This is a genomic window from Bacteroides sp., assembly GCF_028690125.1.
Lineage (GTDB): Bacteria > Bacteroidota > Bacteroidia > Bacteroidales > Bacteroidaceae > Bacteroides.
The window spans coordinates 71,731-93,333 of sequence record NZ_JAQVBV010000018.1 but is presented as its reverse complement, the minus strand read 5'-3'; the positions used below and the strand labels follow the sequence as shown (position 1 = coordinate 93,333).

17 protein-coding genes are annotated in these 21,603 nt (G+C 44.2%); 4 read left to right on the top strand and 13 right to left on the bottom strand.

Going from position 1 to position 21,603, the window contains the following annotated elements; translation table 11 throughout:
* The first annotated feature begins 296 nt into the window (after window positions 1-296).
* From PHO71_RS13095 to PHO71_RS13085, 3 genes are all read left to right on the top strand, one after another.
* Window positions 297-920 (top strand): HU family DNA-binding protein, encoded by a 624-nt coding sequence (locus tag PHO71_RS13095; protein ID WP_300203939.1) that lies wholly within the window; start codon window positions 297-299, stop codon window positions 918-920.
* A 105-nt stretch (window positions 921-1,025) separates the two neighbouring features.
* Window positions 1,026-1,859 carry a hypothetical protein gene (locus tag PHO71_RS13090; protein WP_300203936.1) on the top strand — a complete coding sequence of 278 codons (834 nt, stop codon included), beginning with the start codon at window positions 1,026-1,028 and terminating at the stop codon, window positions 1,857-1,859.
* A gap of 585 nt (window positions 1,860-2,444) precedes the next feature.
* Window positions 2,445-5,198 (top strand): AAA family ATPase, encoded by a 2,754-nt coding sequence (locus PHO71_RS13085; protein WP_300203933.1) that lies wholly within the window; start codon window positions 2,445-2,447, stop codon window positions 5,196-5,198.
* A 93-nt stretch (window positions 5,199-5,291) separates the two neighbouring features.
* Here PHO71_RS13085 and PHO71_RS13080 read toward each other — a convergent pair whose 3' ends face one another.
* A complete protein-coding gene (locus PHO71_RS13080) occupies window positions 5,292-6,569 on the bottom strand; it encodes an O-acetylhomoserine aminocarboxypropyltransferase/cysteine synthase family protein (RefSeq protein ID WP_300203930.1) in 1,278 nt (425 codons plus the stop codon).
* Between the two features lie 211 nt (window positions 6,570-6,780).
* On the opposite strand from PHO71_RS13080, the gene PHO71_RS13075 reads away from it, so the two are divergent.
* Complete coding sequence (locus PHO71_RS13075) at window positions 6,781-7,896, top strand: N-acetylmuramoyl-L-alanine amidase (protein ID WP_300203927.1); 1,116 nt, start codon at window positions 6,781-6,783, stop codon at window positions 7,894-7,896.
* A gap of 893 nt (window positions 7,897-8,789) precedes the next feature.
* On the opposite strand, the gene PHO71_RS13070 is transcribed toward PHO71_RS13075, so the two are convergent.
* The 12 genes from PHO71_RS13070 to accC form a co-directional block, all read right to left on the bottom strand.
* Complete coding sequence (locus PHO71_RS13070) at window positions 8,790-9,788, bottom strand: hypothetical protein (protein WP_300203924.1); 999 nt, start codon at window positions 9,786-9,788, stop codon at window positions 8,790-8,792.
* A gap of 569 nt (window positions 9,789-10,357) precedes the next feature.
* Entirely contained in the window at window positions 10,358-10,498 is a 141-nt protein-coding gene (locus tag PHO71_RS13065; protein ID WP_300203921.1) for a hypothetical protein, read from the bottom strand.
* 38 nt (window positions 10,499-10,536) lie between these two features.
* Window positions 10,537-12,174, bottom strand: coding sequence for an ABC transporter ATP-binding protein (locus tag PHO71_RS13060; protein WP_300203919.1), 1,638 nt, complete (start codon window positions 12,172-12,174; stop codon window positions 10,537-10,539).
* Window positions 12,174-13,313 carry a nucleotidyltransferase family protein gene (locus PHO71_RS13055; RefSeq protein ID WP_300203917.1) on the bottom strand — a complete coding sequence of 380 codons (1,140 nt, stop codon included), beginning with the start codon at window positions 13,311-13,313 and terminating at the stop codon, window positions 12,174-12,176. The genes PHO71_RS13060 and PHO71_RS13055 overlap by 1 nt, the downstream gene beginning before the upstream one ends.
* Before the next feature lie 24 nt (window positions 13,314-13,337).
* The gene (locus PHO71_RS13050) at window positions 13,338-13,616 is read right to left on the bottom strand and encodes a PqqD family protein (RefSeq protein WP_300203914.1); all 279 of its coding nucleotides are present in this window, start codon (window positions 13,614-13,616) and stop codon (window positions 13,338-13,340) included.
* Window positions 13,617-13,662: 46 nt separating this feature from the next.
* Window positions 13,663-14,103 carry a S24/S26 family peptidase gene (locus PHO71_RS13045; protein WP_300203912.1) on the bottom strand — a complete coding sequence of 147 codons (441 nt, stop codon included), beginning with the start codon at window positions 14,101-14,103 and terminating at the stop codon, window positions 13,663-13,665.
* Window positions 14,091-14,996, bottom strand: a complete 906-nt coding sequence (locus PHO71_RS13040; protein ID WP_300203910.1) for a hypothetical protein — start codon at window positions 14,994-14,996, stop codon at window positions 14,091-14,093. Before PHO71_RS13040 ends, PHO71_RS13045 begins: the two co-directional genes overlap by 13 nt.
* Window positions 14,997-15,845: 849 nt before the next feature.
* Window positions 15,846-16,754, bottom strand: coding sequence for a hypothetical protein (locus tag PHO71_RS13035; protein WP_300203908.1), 909 nt, complete (start codon window positions 16,752-16,754; stop codon window positions 15,846-15,848).
* 73 nt (window positions 16,755-16,827) lie between these two features.
* On the bottom strand, window positions 16,828-17,760 hold the full coding sequence (locus PHO71_RS13030) for an AraC family transcriptional regulator (protein WP_300203905.1): 933 nt from the start codon (window positions 17,758-17,760) through the stop codon (window positions 16,828-16,830).
* A 228-nt stretch (window positions 17,761-17,988) separates the two neighbouring features.
* Window positions 17,989-19,524 (bottom strand): acyl-CoA carboxylase subunit beta, encoded by a 1,536-nt coding sequence (locus PHO71_RS13025; protein ID WP_300203902.1) that lies wholly within the window; start codon window positions 19,522-19,524, stop codon window positions 17,989-17,991.
* Window positions 19,524-20,033, bottom strand: a complete 510-nt coding sequence (locus PHO71_RS13020; RefSeq protein ID WP_300203900.1) for an acetyl-CoA carboxylase biotin carboxyl carrier protein subunit — start codon at window positions 20,031-20,033, stop codon at window positions 19,524-19,526. The genes PHO71_RS13025 and PHO71_RS13020 overlap by 1 nt, the downstream gene beginning before the upstream one ends.
* Window positions 20,034-20,051: 18 nt before the next feature.
* Window positions 20,052-21,566, bottom strand: coding sequence for an acetyl-CoA carboxylase biotin carboxylase subunit (accC, locus tag PHO71_RS13015; protein ID WP_300203897.1), 1,515 nt, complete (start codon window positions 21,564-21,566; stop codon window positions 20,052-20,054).
* Window positions 21,567-21,603: the final 37 nt, after the last annotated feature.

The window sequence follows — 21,603 nt, the reverse complement described above, 5'->3', positions numbered from 1 at the left end:
AAAAACTGCTTTTGAATAGTAGAAAACTTGTTTATCTCTCAAATAAAATGTATTTTTGTGGGAAAGAAACTATAATCGCAAGCTCTGATTATAAATCCGGAACTTTTGATTATATATTCAAAATCTTCGATTATATATTCAGAGCTTGCGATTATAGTTTTGTATTAAAGAAAAGAGACTTTTCATTTAATACAAAGCAAGTTATCTCTTAGTAGTATACAAGTTTGCTTCTGATAGCCGATATGCTTTCTTTTAATAGTCAATACTATATCAATGAGCAATATAAAATAGAAACAATGGCAAGATACATTATGGAAGAAATGCCCGATATCAATGGAACGGGCGAACGGATACTTTATCCGAAACTGGCAAGGATAAAACAAGCCTCTACCGAAGACTTGATAAACGAAATAGCATACAATAGCGGATTTAATGCTGGGGTTGTAAGAGGAGTAATTACACAGATGGCCCAAGAAATGGCACATCTAATGGCAGATGGCAAGTCGGTGAAGCTGGATGACATAGGCACATTTACCCCATCTCTTACCTTATGTCGGGACAAAGAACGTGAGAAGGTGGAGGATGGAGCAACTCACCGTAACGCGCAAAGTATCATGGTAGGCGGTGTGAATTTCCGGGTAGAAAAGAAGATGGTGAAACGTATCAACGGACGGTGTGATCTGGAAAGAGCACCTTGGAAATCACGACGTTCCTCGCAGAAGTATACATCTGAGGAACGATTGAATTTAGTTCTCAAATATTTGGAGGGGCATTCTTTCCTGACAGTTCATGAATATCAAAAGCTGACAGGATTATTGCATACTACGGCTGCCGAAGAACTGCGCCAATGGGCTCACCAACCGAACTCCGGTATTGGAATTGACGGACGCGGAACACATCGGATTTATGTAAAAAAGTAGTTACTACGTTATCAATCTATGGAGAATGTATGTATATTTGCGGACAGTGAGAAAAATTCATTTTAGTATCAGATATATGAAGACAAAAAAATAGCAGCCTTTTTATTGGTTATTGTGCTATGCCTCGCATCTTGTCAGGACGATGCAAAAATCATTTTGTTTAGTGGTTCGGAGTTGAACAACGAATCGGGAACTTACACCAATACCGTTTCTTCCACTACGTTATATTTGAATGGAACACCGAGTACGGATATTGGAATTGCCAATGGAAAAGGAAGCTATTCGGCAAAAAGTTCTGATGAAACAGTAGTAACGGCTACAGTAAAAGATGCGCGACTGTTACTCAATACGCATGATAAAGTAGGAACGGCAACGGTGACTGTCAGCGATAAAGAGGGAAATACCGTTACCCTGCCCGTAAAAGTTTCTTATGGAATTATATCATTCGATTGTCGTAATGAAAGAATCTCGGTAACAGTCAATAATACGTATTGGGAGGATGAGGAATTGCAGAAACAAGTAAGGACGGAACTGGCATCTTACTCCTTTATGAATGGACAGAAATATTGTACTTTGCAACCGGAGAATGTCAATAGGGTACTGAAAGAGAGCTCTAAAGGTAAGTTTGCTATTGAAACGGGTAATTGGGAAGTCCGGAGGCAAGGAACTTATCTGGTAAAATTGAGCGATGCTTTGACTGGAAATTGGGAGAGTACTATTGAATTTACGTATGATGATAATAATGAGAAACATATTTTCTTCCTTAATCCAAAATTAAATAATTCTTCTGTCAGAGATACAGGGCCTACTCCGTTTGTTTGGGTAGAAGATATAACAGTTACTCAGCCGGTATCATCGGTTCAGTTGCCCGAAGACAGTAAAGTGTTAAACGTTGTCTATGGTTCCATCTGGAGATTAAGACCGTCGGAAATTAAATAAATCGGTATTTTTTAGATTATGATAAAACACTGGTTGTAGATGCAATAAATAAATTTTCTATTAAATAGTTGGAGAATAGTTTTTTTCCAACTATTTTTGTCTCCATACTTTTAAAGCACTATATGTTCTCATGAAACGGAACCGCTTACGAAAACAAATTTCAAAGAATTACAATGAAACGATGACTACGAAGTTCGTGAAGGAACTTTGTATGCATTGACGTTGTGTTCTTTGACAGATTGGACACCCGTCCGGTATTTTGTAGTTGATTACAAAATGAGAGGTCCGGAGTATTTACAAAAGCGGTAATTTCCTATCTCCTTTTATTATTTGTAAATGTACTTATGTCTGTATGAATCGCATCGATTCGTACGGATTATTCTCGTATGAGAGTTTGTCGAAAGAAAAATAGACTATCAATATGTGATTTCCAGATGCGATAACACCCATGGACTCGGACTTAAAACTAAAATTCCCGTTATCTGTGTCATTCGCATCTAAAAGATAGTGATTATATACGTTTCGCAAGCCTCATTTTACTTTCTATTTTTATTTCCTCGTTTTTATATCAAAATTTATAGTGCTATGACAAAAAAGAAAAATACAACTATTGATGAAAATACAAATGATTTGGATGAACAAATCAAAGCTTTTTTAGTGGACATGGGAGCTTACAATCTCTCTTCTGATAATTCTAACTCTTCTGATACTTCTAATGTGACTGAGCCGGAGTCTGAATCAAAGTCAGATTATGACTACAGACTTTATAGGACAACCCGTTATGTAGATAAAGGAGTGACTTACTTTATTCCGGTCGATACTGAGTCGGAAGGGAAATATAAATTAGAAGATCTGATAGTAAATGCTGATGAAGAAAGTTTTCACCATGAAAGAATACAAAACAGACTTTATTTTAAACCGGATACTAAAAGGACTATTCGCATAGCGGTGTGCGCATCCAAAGTTAGAGGAAATGATTCACCCAATAATGCCTTATTTACGCTGTATCGGGAAGGATGCCGGACCCCTATTTTCAAGCGGTTGGAGTATATTGACCCGAATGGATATGAGAATTCTTTTACATATGAAGATTCGGAAAAACTGTTGCCCGGCTGTTACTTTCTGTTGATTGGCAATATGGAGAATAAATTGGAAACAGAGTCACCGTTGGAGTTGATGGGAACACAATTGTGTTACCGCTTTCGGATATTAACTGAAGGGGTCTATTTGCCTAAGCCGGAAATAAAAAGAGTGTCCGTATCTCGTCCCGTGGTGGAGCAAGGAAGTATTTGCGGTACTTCCGGGAAGCTGGATATAAAGATAGCTTTGAAAGGATGGATAGAGGAAACATCTGATTTTTGTATTTTTTGTTATAATTCTGATCATCGGTTGATTGCTTGCGTAGAAACAGGAGAGAAACTGACAACGCAAGACCAGAATACATGGCTGAAACTCTCTTTGAATTCGTCAGATATTTGGGTAGAAGGAAATTATTCATTGGTCTTTGTATATAATGAAGAACCTATTTACCTGTTTACTTTTTATCTTTCATCACGTGCTTTTGTACAGTGTGAAATAAAAGAACTTCAACCGGACACTTTTCATTATCTTATGGTCAAATATGGTGAGAAGAAGGTTGCATGGAAAAGCATACTATGCAAAGTACCCGGTATGCGAAAAATGTGGGAACAGTTTATACCTTTAATAGAAGAAACTGTTTTTTATGAACTGTCCTGTCGGCAAGGAATGAGTATTGCAAAAAGAAACAGGCATTTTGTGATCACAGGAGTAGAATCTTCGGTTAAAATCAAGGCTGCAACTTACCTTTCTTCTATCTTTTTATTAGGCAATGACCATGTAGATAAGGTGGATGCAATGTCGTTGATTTCGTCTAAAAATGCAATGACTCCTTATGAAGAAGTGGATACTTTGATGAATAATCGCTCGTATCATATGATTTGTTTGAATAATTTCTCAGTGTTGCTTTCTCCAAACGGATTGCCCGTATTGCGTAAAATTACAGAGGCTTTACAAAATCAGGAACATTCCTGGTCGTTGGTACTCTGTGGGACAGAAAGTGAGGTTGCCCAACTCTTTGAAATGGTCCCGGAGTGGAATGCTTTTTTCCCGAAAGAGTATCGGTTGGAAACTGGAAATTATTCGTTGGCTGATATATTATATTTGCTGGTATATCTTCTGGAACAACAAAAGTATAAGTTATCACCAGATGCCGAATTGTGTTTGTATGATGCGATCAAACAATCATGGGATAAGGGAGAACTGATGTATTGGGGTGAGAAAGAAATTACCGGTTTTGTAGAGAATGCTATGCTGCCTTTCATTCGTAAGCGAATAATGAAAAGGGTATTACTAACAGCCTCTCCAGATGCACAGGCATTGTGGACTTTACGCGCGGACGATTTGGAACTTTCTTTCAGAAATAATCAGACGAATAGCTTTGAGGAAAACATCAAGCCACTTCAAGCAATGATTGGATTGACCGAAGTGAAGGAACGGCTGGCTGAGCATTTCAATTTGTCCTGTTTGCAAAAGATGCGCCAACAGGCAGGACTTCCGGTGGAAGACGGAGGTCCGTATCACATGATATTTACAGGAAATCCGGGTACTGGAAAGACAACGGTCGCTAAGTTGATCGGGAAAATCTATCATTCGTTAGGAATACTTTCAAAAGGGGATGTAGTGGTGACGGACCGTTCACATATCGTAGGACAATATGTGGGAGATACGGAAAATAATATGCTCGATATACTGGAAAAATCACGTGGCAATGTGTTGTTTATTGACGAGGCTTATACATTGTATTGTGGAAAAGACGACCGACGAGATTTCGGATTGCGTGCTATTGAAGTGTTACTTCCCATATTAGCACAAAAGAATCCGGATATGCTTGTTATCATGGCTGGATATGAGAAAGAAATGGAATTGATGATGAACGGTAACCAAGGCTTGGCAGGACGTTTCCCACATAAACTTTATTTTTCAGATTATACGGCTGATGAACTCTTCCGAATCGGACAGAATTTATTGGAGAAAGGTGAGTATCTACTGACAAAAGAAGCAGAAGAACTTTTCAGAAAACTAATTGCTGAGGCCGTTGCAAATAAAAATGCGTTATTCAGCAATGCACGTTGGGTAGAACAAGTAATCAGTTCCGGCATTCTGCCTGTCATGGCGAAAAGGTTGATGCGTACTTGTCAGACTCTTTCTAAAGATATGCTTCGAACAATAGAATCAGGGGATGTGGAAGAAGGAATGTATCGCTTTATCAACGTACTGGAGGAGAAACCTAAAAGAAATCCTATCGGGTTCAGAGCATAAATAAATGAAGAATGAAGAATTTGGCTGTGTATGGTATATCCGCATCGCAATTCTTCATTCTTATTTTTTAGTTTATTATTGGGAACTTTTCATTTAGCCAAGCGCTTGCTCAATATCTGCAATGATATCGTCAGCATTCTCGATTCCTACTGACAGACGGATCAAGTCGGGACGTACACCTGCTTCCATCAGTTGTTCGTCAGTTAGCTGACGATGTGTATGGCTGGCCGGGTGAAGTACGCAGCTACGTGCATCGGCAACGTGAGTGACGATGGCGATAAATTCCAGTGAATCCATGAATTTGATGGAAACATCGCGTCCGCCTTTCAGACCGAAAGAGATAACGCCACATGAGCCATTCGGCATATATTTCTGGGCAAGTGCATAATATTTGTTGTCAGGGAGTCCGCAGTAGTTTACCCAAGCTACCTTATCATTCTTAGATAGATATTCGGCTACTTTCTGTGCATTGTTACAATGTTGAGGCATACGAAGATGCAAAGTTTCCAGACCCAAGTTCAGCAAGAAAGAATTTTGAGGACTTTGGATACTTCCGAGGTCACGCATCAATTGTGCTGTTGCCTTAGTGATATAAGCTCCTTTGCCAAAAGCCTTGGTGTAAGTCAGTCCGTGATAAGACTCGTCCGGAGTACAAAGTCCGGGGAACTTTTCGGCATGAGCATCCCAATCGAAGTTACCGCTATCAACGATACAGCCACCTACACTGGTAGCGTGTCCGTCCATGTATTTAGTGGTGGAGTGAACAACGATATCCGCTCCCCATTTAAACGGGCGGCAGTTGATCGGAGTTGGGAAAGTATTGTCTACAATCAAAGGAACACCGTTACTGTGAGCAATACGGGCAAACTTTTCAATATCCAGCACTTCGAGAGAAGGATTAGAGATTGTTTCGCCGAACAGTGCTTTTGTGTTCGGACGGAAAGCTGCAGAGATTTCTTCTTCACTGGCATCCGGACTGACAAAAGTAACCTCAATACCGAGTTTCTTCATCGTTACGCCAAACAAGTTGAAGGTTCCGCCATAGATAGCAGAAGAACAAACGAAATGATCACCTGCCTGGCAGATATTGAATATAGCATAGAAATTAGCTGCCTGACCGCTGGATGTAAGCATGGCTGCTACACCACCTTCGAGTGCGGCAATCTTGGCGGCTACTGCGTCGTTTGTCGGGTTTTGCAAGCGAGTATAGAAATAACCGCTATCTTCGAGATCGAAGAGACGTGCCATCTGCTCACTGGTTTCATACTTGAAAGTTGTACTTTGATAGATGGGCAGCACGCGTGGCTCGCCCTTTTTAGGAGTCCATCCTGCTTGTACACACAGGGTTTCGGGCTTGAATTGTATTGCCATAATGTTATTGAGTTTATTGTTTTATTGCCAAAAAAAGTTTTAATGACGCAAAAGTAGGGAAAATAATTGTATTTTTGCCCAGCTTATAGGCATTTAGTTTACCATAGAGAACGCAGAATTTTACGGAGTTCTCTTTAGATATACTCCATAGTGAGAATTCGGTAGAATGGCGTGTTCTTCGTGATGAATAATAAAGATAGTCTGCATAGAAATGAAAAAGAGATTCTATATTCTTTTGTTACTTACTTGTCTTTTTTCAGTAACTACTCTTTGGGCGCAACAGAGGGCGACTCCGAAAGCAGGAGAGGGCATTTCTTCTTTTCTGTTACGTCAGAACCGTGCTCCGAAGAAGTATTACAAGGATTTTGTAGAACTGAATAAGAAGAAGTTAGGGAAGAATAATGTGTTGAAAATGGGGGTGAGCTATGTGATTCCTCCGGTGAAGAAAGCAGCTGTTTCTTCTATATCTGAAAAAATAACTACTGAAAATGATACAACTGAAAATGCTATAACAGAAAATGCTACGTTTTCAGAAGACACAGATAGCAATTCTACACAGCAAACGTTAAGAGTCTCAAAAGTAGGTAACAGTATTAATGAACCTTTATTTGGAAAGTATTTAGCAAATGTAAAGGTTACTTCAAACAGACTTGCAGGAGCCTGTTTCTATGTAGTCAGTGGTCATGGTGGTCCTGATCCCGGAGCTATCGGACGAGTTGGGAGACATGAGTTGCACGAAGACGAATACGCTTATGATATTGCACTTCGGCTGGCACGGAATCTGATGGAAGAAGGAGCAAAAGTACATATTATTATTCAGGATGCTAAAGACGGTATCCGGGATGATGCTTATCTTTCGAATAGTAAACGTGAAACTTGTATGGGTTCGCCGATTCCGTTGAATCAGGTGCAGCGTCTTCAACAGCGTTGTGATAAGATCAATACCCTTTATCGGAAAGACCGTAAGAACTATAAGTATTGTCGTGCCATCTTTATCCATGTAGACAGCCGCGGCAAGGGCAAACAGACAGATGTCTTTTTCTATCATACCCTTCAAAAGCCTGAAAGCAAACGTCTGGCAAATAATATGAAAGATATGTTTGAAGCAAAGTATGGCAAACATCAGCCCAACCGGGGATTTTCGGGAACAGTGGGCGGACGAAATTTATATGTACTCTCGCATACAACTCCCGCATCCGTTTTTGTAGAATTGGGAAATATCCAGAACACTTTTGACCAACGCAGATTGGTGATGAGTTCCAACAGACAGGCACTCTCTAAGTGGCTGATGGAAGGCTTTCTAAAAGATTATAAAGTAAAAAAATAAACTTTTTGCTCTTTTGCTTTGAACAAAGTAAAGAGTGGTAATGTTATATATGTGCAAATCGCCTGATAAGCTACTTGTAGGTATGTGAATATATATGGGTTAGTACTATGCCTCCCCGGCATAACAGGAAGATTGCATAGTAGTTTTGTCGTGTTTTATTTTGTGTTTGTGTTGTGACGGTGCTGCGATGTGAATCGAGGTACCGTTTTTTTTGCATCATATTTTTTTCGAATTCTTGTGAACAAAAAGAAAACAGAGTTGTTATATATAGTGCAATCGCCTGATAAGCTACTTATAGGTATGTGAATATATATGAGTCAGTACTATGCCTCCCCGGCATAACAGGTAAATTGCATAGTAGTTTTGTCGTGTTTTATTTTGTGTTTGTGTTGTGACGGTGCTACGATGTGAATCGAGGTACCGTTTTTTTATTATATTGGTCCGGTATGGGCGAACTGCGGTAGGGTGTAAGTCCCGAACGAGCCCTGATAGTGGGAATCGTTAGCCAACGGCAACGAAGTCCAATAACTATCCGAGTCGTATGTTGTATATTCAGAGAGCACATGAGATGAAAGCAGTTTCTCTTAACTGGGGAGGTCTCACGGACAGGTACAACTTTATAGTATTCGGTTGAAACAAGATTTGCCGTAAGAAGTCAGCCGAAGCCATAGTACCGAGTATAAATTATAATCGGGAAGGGCTGAACCTTAATTACGTAAGATACATGAATGTTATCTGATGAAAGAAAGAATGCAGAACATAGATACTCTATCCGACCTGCGGGGCGTGATGGGAAAAAGAATGAATAAATAAATTTGTTTTGCCGGGCAGTTTTACCTCTTGCCCGGCGGAGAGTGATAAATCAAACGAATGGTCGCAAAAAGTTGCTACTATTAATCGCGGACGCAACGCACGGCAATCCCGATCGGCCGGCTGACGGTGTTGCCCGAGTTCACGGATGATTCGCTGAAGCTTAGGCAATAGCCATAGGTGTTGCTCACGGAAGCGCTCCAATAGCGGCCCGACACAAGGCTGCTCAATTGGCCATTAAAGAGGCGATAGCCCGAAGCCGGGAATTTCAGACCAGATGGGTGAGAAACGAACGTATTCTCCCATTTCCAGCCGGTATCAGGATAGTTAGTTTTATCATTGAATAACGTCCCAAATTCCGTACTTGTAGGTAATCTCCAAGTACCTCCCAGATAATAACGACAAGGGTCGCCAATACCAGCTATCTCATCAGCAGAACCGGCAGTTGTAAATGGAACAGTACCCGTTGTTTCCTGCCAGATTTTTCCACTACTTGCCCATTTAGCTTTGTCGCCAGAGTCATCAAAATTAGCAGGTTTCGCTACGATTGTAGCAGGTTCACCTGTATTACTCCAACCAATGAGTGAACCGAACTGGAAGTACAAGCCACCATCGGTATCCGTACCAATCTTACAGCCACCTTTTCCGTCGGCTACCAAGTTACCTTTTGCCACCTTTAACTTTGCGCCATCACTCAATGTCACTTCGATAAAGTCATCAATTGCCGGTGTACCGTCGAAGTCCATCACATAATGTATGTTACGCTCGAAGTTGATGCCTGTTTTCGTTATAGATTTCACAATATCATTTGTTCCATCATTAAACGTCACCTCAATCGTGATGTCTTTACCGGTCAGATTGGTGGGAAACAGAGCGAAAGAGATGGCCTTTGTTGCATCATTGGCAGTTCCGTCAGTCACGCCCATGGATAGTTCGTTCCTGTAAGAGGCGTAATCCGAGATTATCGAGGCATCACTCAACTTTATCTTCGCCGCAATATAGAAAACGTCTTCGGCACACTTCAGCTTCACCCCTGTCACCTTGCCAGGAGCGTTGGTGATGTTCAGCTTGATGATGCTCATCACCTGCTTCAGGCTGGCTGTGGCGGTGATGTTACCGCTGCCGTCGGCGGTAGCCGTACCGGTTCCTACCATAAAGCTGTTACTGATAGGACCGCCCACGGTATATGCCTGCGAAAGGAAAATAAAATCAACGGTTGCATTCGCTGGGACATCACTGTCGTTCACCGTATACTGACCTGTAGCCTTGTTAGGATAAAAGGCATAGATGGTTTTCTCGCCATCGAAGGCAGTCACCGGCCCGTTGAAGGCCGCGCTTTTGCCTTCGCCCGTGGTAGAGAGCTGGCAGTTTTCATTACCCGTCACTCCATCCACCACCACGCTAGTCTTGTCGCCGCTACGCCACGAGAAGAGCATCTTGTTGTTAGTTTCGTCGTCCGTATAATCGGCACGGCTTTGAGGTCCATCGGTAGCGGCTTGCATAGTCATCGTAACCTGCTTGCCGATTTGTGTTTCGCCGTTGTCCATTTCATTGCTGCATCCCGTCATGACGAGTGCACACAAAGCAGCTCCCGCCGCTAAGAATTGTTGTTTCATTCTTCTCTTTTTCTTTTTGTTAATCAATAAATGCATCACCAGTTTTGACGGTAGCCATCTTCACCGGACAGGTTAAGGATTGGACCTTCGATTTCCATCTCGATCACTTCCATACGTGGAGCTTCGTACTGTTCCATCTGTACGTCTTGTGTGTTGTTTTCAAATTCTTGTCTCATGTTTTTTTTTTTAATGTAAATAATATAATAAACAACCATTATTGGTTTCTCTTAAGATGCACGCTATCGTGGCAAGCGTTTGTTGCTTCGCTGCGGTGAGTGACCAGCACAACGGTTTTACCTGCCGTCGCCTCCGCCAGACGTCGGAGCAGCGTGCGTTCCGTCTCGCCATCGAGCGACGAGGTAGGCTCGTCGAGCAGCAAGATGCTACCCGGACGGAGCAGCCCGCGGGCAATGGCGACGCGTTGCGCTTGCCCTTCGCTCAGTCCCTCGCCGCCTTCGCCGCAACGGGTATCCATCCCTTCGGGAAGTGAGAGTACAAATTCGGCAGCAGCGATGCGGAGTGCCTCTTTAAGCTCATCATCCGTTGCAAGGGGATGCCCTAGCAACAGATTTTCGCGTATCGTTCCACTCAACAGGGTGTTGCCTTGCGGCACATACACCAGGTTGCAACGGGTGAGCGGCGAAGTAGGTATTTCTTGGGTTTCATTATAGAGTGTCACTGTTCCCCTGTCAGGCGTGAGCAATGCCAGCATCAACCGGATAAGCGTACTTTTTCCTGCCCCCGTTTCGCCCACCAGGGCGGTGAAGCTGCCGGGACGGAAATCGTAGGTAAAGTCACTTATCACCTGCCGTTGTCCGCCCGAATAAGCAAAGTCCACTCCTGTAAGGCGGATGCCTGCCTTACCTTTGAGGAAGACAGGCTCGCCCCGCTCTTCAGCCGGCAATCTGTCCAGCTCCGCCAGCCGTTCCACCGAAGTGACGGCATGGACGAAGGAAGGAATGTAACGGCTCAACTCCACCACCGGGCGTTGTACCTGCCCCACCAGTTGCAGAAAAGCAGTCATCATTCCGAAAGTAACCACCCCGCCCATCAGCCCATGTATGCCCCATAGGAAAGCGACGCAGTATCCGGCGGCGAAGCCTGCCTGCACTGCCGTGCGCGAGAAAAGCGTGAAGTCTGTGCGGCGGGTCACCTGCCGTTGCAGCAGGGCTTGCATACCATCCAGCGCGGCAAGGGTGCGGGGGGTCTGTTCGAGTGTACGAATGAGCGTGCGGTGTTGCAGGTGTTCCTGTACATGCGCCAATATTTGCCCCTCGGTGGTGCGTATCTCCCCGGTGAGGCGGCGCATCCGTTTCAGGTAGAGTTTGCTCATCAGCAATGCCACAGGCATGATGCCCGCTAGCATCCATGCCAGCGTGGGTTGCAGTGCCAGCAGGAAGCCAAAGGCAGCAATGAGTTGTACCACCGCCACCATCGCCGATGGTAACGCATTGGTCATCGCTTCGGTCACCACGCGGGTGTCCTCTTCCATCCGGTTAAGTGTATCGCCCGTGTGCGTCCGCTTTCGGTCGGTCAGGCGGCTTTCCATGACACGGGCGAAGAGGCGTTGGCGGAGCGTATTTTTCAGTCTGATGGCATTAATCATATCTAACCGCGAGCCCGCCGCCGAGAAGCATAGCTGAAAGACAACGCAGCCCGCCAGCAAGGCGGTGTATTGCCATAGTTCCCCGGCGGCTTTGGCGGTGGCGATGTCCACCAGCCGTTTGCTCACCCACACGAAGGCGAGCGACGCGCATACGTAGCCCACCCCCGAAGCGCCACTCAGGACGCTGCGGGAACGGACGATGCGGGAGGCATCCCAAAGCCATTGTATGCACGTTCGTGTATTCATTATCGCGGAGATTTTGACGTGAGAACTTCTTTTATCACTTGCCTAACCCCTACATATAGATAGCGCACGCATATGGCTACCACCTCCCTGGGAAAGAGGGCGAAGAGCTTTGCATAGTGGCCGTTCATCCTTCTGAAAGAATGCATTTTTCCGGCTATATAGCCCGTCGGGCGTTCTGTGCGAGCGGGATCGAAGAAGCCGAAGTTGCCACCCACTTCAATCATCCCGACGACCGTGGCAGCCTGTCCGGCATAGCGGTCGGTGTAAAACGGGTATTCCTCGCGAGGGAGTCCCAAAATGTCTACGGCTATGGAACTAAATACCCTCCACGGATGCCACAAGCCGAAGGAACGCAGGTCACATTCCAGTCCTGCACGGTCTATTTCGTGCCGGAAGGTGTGCAGGTAGCGCACCCAGTCGCACAATTGCCTCCAACCGATACCGCCACCTGCCGAGAGGTGGTGCCAGGCATGGTTGAAGATATAGAGCGCGTCGAAATTGATAGGCGGAAGTACTACGGTAGCATCTTCTATCACAACCGACCGCAGGCTATCGCCATGCAGGTGGTGGCGGGTCCAGTGCTGGAAACGGGCATTGTGCCAAGGTAGGGGAAGCTGTTCGGCAATGCGGTGGAGTTCCACTGTCACACCCGCATGGTGGAAGTGGTAGTGTTTCTCGCTTTCCATACTTTCACCCTCTGCCTCTCCCCATTCCCGGACGAGGTGGCAGGCTTTGCGGTAATCGGGTTGGCCAATATAGAGGTCAATATCACCGCACATACGTAAGGTCGGTTCGGTGTAGTTGGTGGCAACGCCTTGTCCTTTGAGTAATATGGGACGGATGTCGTTCTGTGCCAGCATCTCCACAGCTTCGGCAAGCGTGCGGTTCAGCAGGGCATGGCTGCGGATGGTGGCTGCCACGATGCCACGTGCTTTACCGAGAACAGGTGAGGGCGGTTGCACCTCCGTGGGAAGCGTGCTCGCAGCTTTCGCCACAAGCCCTTGCACGGTTTGCCGGGCAGCCTGCACAAAAATTGTTTCCCAGTGGGTGTCACCGTAAAACAGCTCGGCATCCGCGGGAGTGTCCCACAACCCGGCACGCAGCAGGGCAAAAAATTGTTGTTGTTCTTTTTGGTTCATGGCTCGACGGTATGGGATGCTGTTTTATTCTTCGCCGTTCTCTACAATTCCGCTCTTTATCCACTCCCCGCTGATGGCGGCAGCGTCTTTCCGGGCGGTTGCCTCGTCGATGCTGTAACGCTCCGTAAGCAACCCTGCCAGTTGCTCTACAGTGAACTCTTTTCCTTCCACCGACTGCCACAAGTAGGCCGCCGTGCCATTGAGCGTGATAAGCTTGTTGAAATTGATCTGTCCGATACCTTCGCCAATGACGGTGGGTTGCCCCATCACTTCGCGCAGTCTGAATCCTTCTATTATCTTCATTCTTGTATGTTTATTTGTTTTCTTATTTTGTTTTTATGTCTTTATGTCAGAATGCCCGTTTGTAGATAGCTAGCAGGTATCTCCTGATGGGTAGCAGTACTTTCCACAGTTTCGCCTTCCGCAGTTGGGTGGGCAAGGTGCAGTCTATCGTCCTGCTGCCTTTTATCACTCGGATGGCTTGTCCGGCAATGGAGTGCCGCATACACGTCTCCGTGCCGTAAAGATTGCCGTCACCCATCAGCGTGAACCATTCACCCCGAATAGCGGTGATACGGTGGAGTACATAACGTCCGTCGTCCAGCCGTGCTAGTACGATGTCGCCTGTGTGCAGGGTAACTGCCCGGCGGAGCACAACGCTGTCGCGCCCGCCTGTGATAAAAGGCAGCATACTGTTTCCTTTCACTTTCATGGTGACGGTTTCGCCCGCTTCGAGCAGGCGGGTGACTTCGGGCAGAAGCACATCGTTGGGCAGCACTATCCGTTGCATGGTTCCTCCTTTCCGGCTGTCGAAGCGCAAAGAAGCGCCGCCGCTTCATCGGGCAGGCATTCCAGTGTCCAGCAGGCGACGCCGGTGATTATCTTTTGCAAGGTGTTGTCTTTGCAGTCTGCCAGTTCTTTCTGCCAGAGCATACCCGAACTGCCAGGCAGTAGCGAGGCGTAGGACTCAATGGGCGAAAGGCGGCGGATGCGGTTTTCCGTGGCCCGCCTGATTCGTACAATGCCGCCCACCGGGGCGCTCGCGTTGTGGTAGCAGGGTGTTTTCCCGCTCCACGGGCTGCCGTAGGCAATGACACTCCCCTGTGCGTCAATACGCAGGATCGGGTGGTCGTCGTTCAACAGAGTTGTTCCGGCAATGGCTTGCAGCCACAAGCGGCTGTGGGTGCTCTTGCCCGTACCGCTGCGTCCGAGGAACAGGTAGGCTTTTTCGTCCTTCACCACGGCAGAAGCGTGCATCAAGACCGTGTCTAACTGGGCAGTGGCAAGAAGGAAAGCGAGCATCAGGGCACTGTTCAGTCCGTAAAAACGTTCCAGACGGTTACCCGACAGGGTGACCCGGGCGGTACGGAAATCATCGCTGATGTGCAGTTGGCAGTTCTGCCTGTCAGTGAAAGGAGTGCGCATAGCGAACAGATAGCCCTGAGCGGTGCGCCAAACATCTAACTTGGCTTCTTCTTCTCTGGGATTAGAGTCTCTCAGAATGAGGGATGCGTCTTCGGGAGGAATGGAATCGGTTACCGTCACCTCAAAAAGTGGTTGCCCGGTTAATGGAGCAGCAAACGGGGAGTAAGCGGGGGCAATGTCCCGCCACAGGTGCTCGCCCTCCGGGATGATGACGCGGAAGCCGTGTCCGGCAACTATATAAGATTCTATTTTGTCCATTGGGTGGGGTTAAATGCGAAAACTCCGCCAAAAAAAGATGAATCTTTTTGCAGAAATGTATTGTATTTGATTGTTTTTTAGATATATTAAGCGAGAGAACCTATTGTATAATAGGCGGTGTGTGCCTATAATAAATTCAGAAACTACCAAATTTTCGGGCATAAATTTAGAAGAAAAATTCATCTTTTCTTCTTGATAATTGTAGCCGTTGGCGGAAGTTACTGACCCTGTACCTTTATGAATTATATATTCATACATTGCTTACTTTTGTATATTTCTATTAATTGATGGTAAAAATAGTACATTTCATTGTGGTAGCCAAATGTTTACAGGAGAAATGTTAAGGAGGGGTTGAGAATAAGGGAAAGAGGGTATAAAAAAACGGTTACACCTTCAAAGAGCACAGTTTGTTCTCGTTATCTGCATCCGGCATTACTTATTTATCACCTGTTTCCGGTGAACTTTAGCATCAAATCGGTGACGTAGAAACTCATGTACGATTTAAAAATTGGCCATATAGTTCCTTTCTTTAGGTCAGTACTCTTGTCTGGAGATTTCTTTAAATATAGACTCTCCTCTTCAAATTTTTAACTTAGGTTCGCTTTCTTTTCAAGTAAAGATTGGTATGCAAGTTTATATTGGGTTTTTCATAGTATTAGATTTAAGGTTCACAAAGATTGGCTGTCTATCCCAGGCAGCCAATCTTTGTGACTAATCATTAGAAATAAAGAATGGCTTTTGCACAGTAGTTCAAAATAAAAAATTACCTCTGCTAATTGTTGCAGAGGTAAATGCTTTATAATAAGATTGAAATCAACTCATTATATGCTTACGTTTTGTTTATGGGTGCTATAGTGGTTGAATGATCACCCGGCTATTAGGCAAGTCGGGAATGTACATAGTTTCATCTATTACGGTGATGTCAGCAGGTCCTGCCAAGTTCTCTTTTATGGTGAATGGAGTGATTTGTTTGGTTTTCATATCGATAGCACTGATTCCGGCAGGCGACCAATTAGTGATATACATTGTCTTCTGATCGCAAGACATGGCTATACCATCGTACTGGCCGGATATCGTAATGAATTTCGCTGGAACAGGATTGGCGAAATCAGTAATTTCATAAATGACGTTTGCTTCTGTCGTATTACCGTCAGCAGGATAAGAAGCGATATACATGGCCCCATTATTAATAATCAATCCGTTCGGCCCCGTGATGTCTACCCATTTTACAGGGGTAGCATCGTTCAGATTTGCCGGATCGGTAATGTCTATCTGATAGATTCGTCCGGTATTGGTGACAGATGCATATAATGTATTCTCATTGGCTACTAAGTCGTTGATAAATAAATCATCTTCGGGGAAGGTAATGATTTGAGGATCTCCCAATATACTGATGTTATAAATAACTATTTTATTGACATCGCATATGAAAAGATAGTTATCTTTGATATACATACCTTTTGGAGCCGAGAGATTTCCATCGCTGGCAATGAATATGTTTGTTACTCCGTCTTTATAGTAGCTGATATATCCTTTGCCTTCGTCATTAAGAGGATTCAACTGTTCTGTGCCGAAATTACCGATCAGTATACCTTCTTTATAAGGATACGTACTTTCGCAGAAACGAATATTTTCATTGATTACGGAATGTTGGTTTTCTGCACTTTCATTACTCTTCTGCTTGGAGTTGTTCTGACAACTGATGGCTGGGAAGCAAATCACCAGAATAAGTAAATAGATTATTTTGTACATTCTCATAAAGCCGTCATTTTTGCTGTTTATTATTTGCAAAGGTATGCAGAAAGTACAAAATGATTCTTATCTAAATGGTTCAGCTTTTTGTCTGTTTGGCTCTATATTCAGAAGGAGTAAATTGATAGTACTCTTTGAATAACCTGGCAAAGTGAGGACTGCTAACGAATCCGCTGGTTTCAGCTATCTCTTCGATAGTTTTGTCGGAGGTATTGAGCAGATAGGCAGCGCGTTCCAGTTTCTTTTTCCGTATCCAACCGTGTGGTGGTTCGCCATATTGCAGGGAGAACTCACGTTTGAAACTTGACAGACTTCTTCCTGAAAGTATGGCTAGTTCGTTGAGCGTAGCAGAAGAGTAAAGATTACTTTCGATAACAGAAGATATGGACGGATTTTCACCTCGTGCCGCATCCAATAAAAAAGAGAGAATGAGCCGTTGATAAGGACTGTCCAGTAACAGATAAATCAATTCAGTGAATTTTAGTTTGAGAAGTTCGCAGATAAAAGGGCTTTCTCCATTGCTGTATGCTGCTATGGCAGAAAATATTTTCTCGATATCCGGGTTGTGTGGGATGATTTTGATGGCTTCTTTCTTCATTCGGCTAACATCACTCATATGCTTGGAAAGGTATCCGCTGATTTGTTCTATCAAGTCCTGTGCTACTTTTTTGCTAAAGAAAATCATCAGGCTTTGAAAACCATTTTCTCCCATGATATATTCCGACATAACATATTCCCCGCGTGGTATAAGAAAAAGCTCTCCCGGTTGAATCTGAAACTTATTCTGTGCTACTTTGATCTGTTTGACTCCGGAAAGAATATAGACCATGGCAAAATGCGTCAGGAAAGCATCATAATTCTCTTGCGTGGTTGAATTGACGTATTGTAATAGTCGTAAATTGGTGTTTTCATCCGGGCGAGCAGGACGAATAATGTCATCAGGGACGAAGAAGCGTTTGGTAGGCATAGTACGGACTTTTTTATCGTTTGGACAAAGATAAAAAAGTATCATTTATTTTCCCTATTAATTACATATTTTATTTTAGGGTAATATTGATGTTTGCTTTTTCAATTATACTTTTAAAAGTCTGCCGTGAGTTTTTTTGCTCTAATTGTTTTTATACGATGTATGATATCAAGGCACGGATTCTACGAATAAATACATTTCTTTTTATGAGAAATGTGAAATTCGCTTCATCCGTGCCTTGATATTATATTGGCTGATACTCAACGTTCCAATTTATAACGGCATATTACCGTGTTTCTTTGGTGGATTCGTTTGCATTTTGTTTTCTGTCATTTCTAAAGCTTGAATCAAGCGTTTGCGAGTTTGTCTCGGATAGATGATTTCATCAATGAATCCGAGTTCAGCAGCTTGATAGGGAGTCGCGAATTTAGCTTTGTAATCCTCAAGTTCTTTAGCCTTTGTTTCGGCGTCTGCTTTGCGGAACAAGATGTTGATAGCACCATCCGCACCCATTACAGCAATCTCTGCGCTTGGATAAGCGAAGTTTACGTCTGCTCCTGTTTGTTTGGAATTCATTACGATGTAAGCACCGCCATAGGCTTTACGGGTGATCACTGTTAGTTTGGGCACTGTTGCTTCGGCAAAGGCATAAACGATTTTTGCTCCGTGGCGGATGATACCATTGTTTTCTTGGGTATATCCGGGAAGGAATCCGGGAACATCTTCGAATGTGATTAACGGAATGTTGAAACAATCGCAAAAACGAATAAAACGGCTTGCTTTATCGCTGGCGTCAATATCGAGCACACCTGCAAGATAAGCAGGTTGGTTGGCGACGATTCCTACCGAACGACCGGCCAGACGAGAAAAACCGATGATTATATTCTTAGCAAAGTTAGTCATTACTTCGAAGAAATAACCATTGTCTACTACTCGTTCGATAATATCTTTCATATCATATGGAACATTCGGATCAGCCGGGATGATAGTATCCATAGTCACATCTTCACGATTAATTTCATCTGTGCAACTCAGCTTTCTGGCTTCATCCATATTGTTTTGTGGCAAGAAAGATAGCAGTTCGCGAATGCTCATCAGCAGTTCTTCTTCGGTGTTGCACATAAAATGAGTAACACCACTTTTAGTACTGTGTGTCATGGCTCCACCTAACTCTTCTTTGCTCACCTCCTCATGAATAACCGTCTTCACTACGTCCGGGCCGGTTACAAACATATGACTTTTTTCTTTTACCATAAAGATGAAATCAGTCAGGGCAGGAGAGTAGCAAGCACCTCCGGCACATGGACCGAGGATGGCGGAGATTTGTGGAATTACACCGCTGGCCATCGTGTTCTGGTAGAAGATGTCTGCATAACCGGAGAGGCTTTCGATTCCTTCCTGGATACGAGCACCCCCCGAATCGTTTAGTGCAATGATCGGAGCACCGTTTTTCAGTGCCAACTGCTGAACTTTTACAATCTTCTTAGCATTGGAAGCCGATAATGAACCACCATATACAGTAAAGTCATAGGCATAAATAAATACCTGGCGACCGTCGACCTTTCCATAACCGGATACAATACCATCTCCGGGAATCTTATTCTTATCCATGCCATAGTTAGTGCAACGATGGACCATGAGTTTGTCCAGTTCAACAAATGTACCCTTGTCGAGCAACATATTGATACGTTCACGTGCGGTCATCTTTCCACTTTCGTGCTGCTTTTCAATTTTATCAACGCCTCCTCCGAGTGAAGCGATGCGGTCACGTTCCTCGAACGTGGCGTATGCTTTATTTATATTTTCCATTATTCAATTGGTTCTAATGTTATTAATGTCTGGTCACCGGTGATGTTGTCCCCCTCCTGAACCAGGATTTCTTTGATACGGCAATCCGAAGTTACTTTATAATTGCTTTGCATCTTCATGGCCTCTATGACAATAACAGTGTCTCCGGCTTTCATCTCCTGACCTGCCGTCACGGGGATTTTTACGATTTTGCCCGGCATTGGAGAAGTAATGCAGTCATTCTGCTCTTCCTCTCCTTTCTTGCGCATACGTAGATATTTAGCCTGACTGTCTACGATTTCGACATTGAAGCTGCTATAGTGTGTATTGACTTTATAACTCTTTCCGTTTTCACGGCGGATCAGCTGCGCATTTGCACTGTGACCATCCATCAAAATATTGCAATTTCCGTTTTCTGCCATGACCACGTCTGCTTCAACTGGTTTTCCGTCAATGGTAAGTACTACCTTATTATCTTCTTTGCTGACCAGCTCTACCTCAGCGATGCGGTCTCCTATATGAATATCCATAATTTGAATGCTTTTTTATTAAATACGAAGTACGCCCTTATGCAATCCGAACTCTTTCCATTTACTGATAGGACGGTTGTCGGCAGCCAAGCCACTGTTGTTCTCCTCAAGATTCATCAAATAATCCATGTAGGCGGCAATCAGTGCAATATTCTCGGCACGTTCACTGGTACGCATAATACATTGTCTGAGGTATTCACCGTTCTTGGCAATGAAACCGGTATCATAGTGACCTTCCACAAAATCGGGAGTGTTCATGATAGCACGTAGATAACTGATATTGTTCTTTACTCCTGTGAGTTTATATTCATGGAGTACGCGACGCATACGTTCGATGGCATATTGCCGGTTGGTAGCCCACACAATCAGTTTACCGATCATCGGGTCATAGTAAATCGGAATTTCGTATCCTTCGTAAACATAGCTGTCAATACGTACCCCAATACCGTTAGGTTCTGTAATTTGCTTGATGATTCCCGGACTCGGCATAAAATTCATTTCCGTATCTTCGGCACAGATACGACATTCAATGGCGTGGCCACGTTGTTGGATATCTTCCTGTTTCAAGCGAAGTACCTGTCCGTCCGCTACTTTAATCTGTTCTTTCACTAAGTCCACTCCAATTACTTCTTCCGTGATCGGGTGTTCTACTTGCAGACGGGTATTCATTTCGAGGAAATAGTAGTTGCGGTGCTTGTCTACAAGAAATTCGATAGTCCCCGCACCGATGTAATTGACTGCTTTAGCAGCAGCCACTGCCTTCTCACCCATATCTTTCCGCAGTTCCGGAGTAACGAACACCGAAGGAGTCTCCTCAACAATTTTCTGGTTACGGCGTTGAACAGAACATTCACGTTCGCAAAGGTGAATCACATTCCCATGTTTATCGCCCAAAATCTGAAACTCAATGTGGTGAGGCTCTTCAACAAACTTTTCGAGATAAACAGTATCATCGCCGAAAGAAGAGAGAGATTCGCTTTTGGCAGTCGTATAAGCCTCTTCCACTCCTTCGACGCTATGGATGAGACGCATACCTTTTCCTCCTCCGCCCATAGAAGCCTTCAACATGACGGGGTAACCAATTTGATTACAAAGTTCTACGGCTTCTTCCACACTTTTCAAGTTATCTTGTGTGCCGGGCACTACAGGCACTCCGGCTTCCATCATTTTGATGCGGGCAGAGATTTTATCCCCCATAGCTTCCATTGTTTCAGGATTTGGACCGATAAAAATAATACCTTCTTCCTGGCAACGCCGGGCGAAGGTAGCATTTTCGGATAGGAAACCATATCCGGGGTGGATGGCATCTGCATGGCAAGCTTTTGCCACTTCGATAATTTTTTCTATATTCAGATAACTTTCTTTAGATGATGCCGGACCTACGCAATAAGCTTCGTCTGCATAAAGTACGTGCTTTGCAGTTCGGTCTGCCTCAGAGAATATAGCGATACTCGTTATTTCCATCTCCCGGCAGGAGCGCATCACTCTCACGGCAATTTCACCGCGATTGGCTACTAAGATTCTTTTTATCATACTTTTACTCAATTAAGTACATACATATTTATGCCTT

Bases quoted from the DNA above. Each gene is read 5' to 3' on its own strand.
- PHO71_RS13035 (WP_300203908.1), bottom strand. From the start codon at position 16,754: ATGAGAATGTACAAAATAATCTATTTACTTATTCTGGTGATTTGCTTC.
- PHO71_RS13080 (WP_300203930.1), bottom strand. From the start codon at position 6,569: ATGGCAATACAATTCAAGCCCGAAACCCTGTGTGTACAAGCAGGATGG.
- PHO71_RS13075 (WP_300203927.1), top strand. From the start codon at position 6,781: ATGAAAAAGAGATTCTATATTCTTTTGTTACTTACTTGTCTTTTTTCA.
- PHO71_RS13060 (WP_300203919.1), bottom strand. From the start codon at position 12,174: ATGAATACACGAACGTGCATACAATGGCTTTGGGATGCCTCCCGCATC.
- accC (WP_300203897.1), bottom strand. From the start codon at position 21,566: ATGATAAAAAGAATCTTAGTAGCCAATCGCGGTGAAATTGCCGTGAGA.
- PHO71_RS13025 (WP_300203902.1), bottom strand. From the start codon at position 19,524: ATGGAAAATATAAATAAAGCATACGCCACGTTCGAGGAACGTGACCGC.
- PHO71_RS13030 (WP_300203905.1), bottom strand. From the start codon at position 17,760: ATGATACTTTTTTATCTTTGTCCAAACGATAAAAAAGTCCGTACTATG.
- PHO71_RS13085 (WP_300203933.1), top strand. From the start codon at position 2,445: ATGACAAAAAAGAAAAATACAACTATTGATGAAAATACAAATGATTTG.
- PHO71_RS13095 (WP_300203939.1), top strand. From the start codon at position 297: ATGGCAAGATACATTATGGAAGAAATGCCCGATATCAATGGAACGGGC.
- PHO71_RS13050 (WP_300203914.1), bottom strand. From the start codon at position 13,616: ATGAAGATAATAGAAGGATTCAGACTGCGCGAAGTGATGGGGCAACCC.
- PHO71_RS13020 (WP_300203900.1), bottom strand. From the start codon at position 20,033: ATGGATATTCATATAGGAGACCGCATCGCTGAGGTAGAGCTGGTCAGC.
- PHO71_RS13070 (WP_300203924.1), bottom strand. From the start codon at position 9,788: ATGAGCATCATCAAGCTGAACATCACCAACGCTCCTGGCAAGGTGACA.
- PHO71_RS13065 (WP_300203921.1), bottom strand. From the start codon at position 10,498: ATGAGACAAGAATTTGAAAACAACACACAAGACGTACAGATGGAACAG.
- PHO71_RS13040 (WP_300203910.1), bottom strand. From the start codon at position 14,996: ATGGACAAAATAGAATCTTATATAGTTGCCGGACACGGCTTCCGCGTC.
- PHO71_RS13055 (WP_300203917.1), bottom strand. From the start codon at position 13,313: ATGAACCAAAAAGAACAACAACAATTTTTTGCCCTGCTGCGTGCCGGG.
- PHO71_RS13045 (WP_300203912.1), bottom strand. From the start codon at position 14,103: ATGCAACGGATAGTGCTGCCCAACGATGTGCTTCTGCCCGAAGTCACC.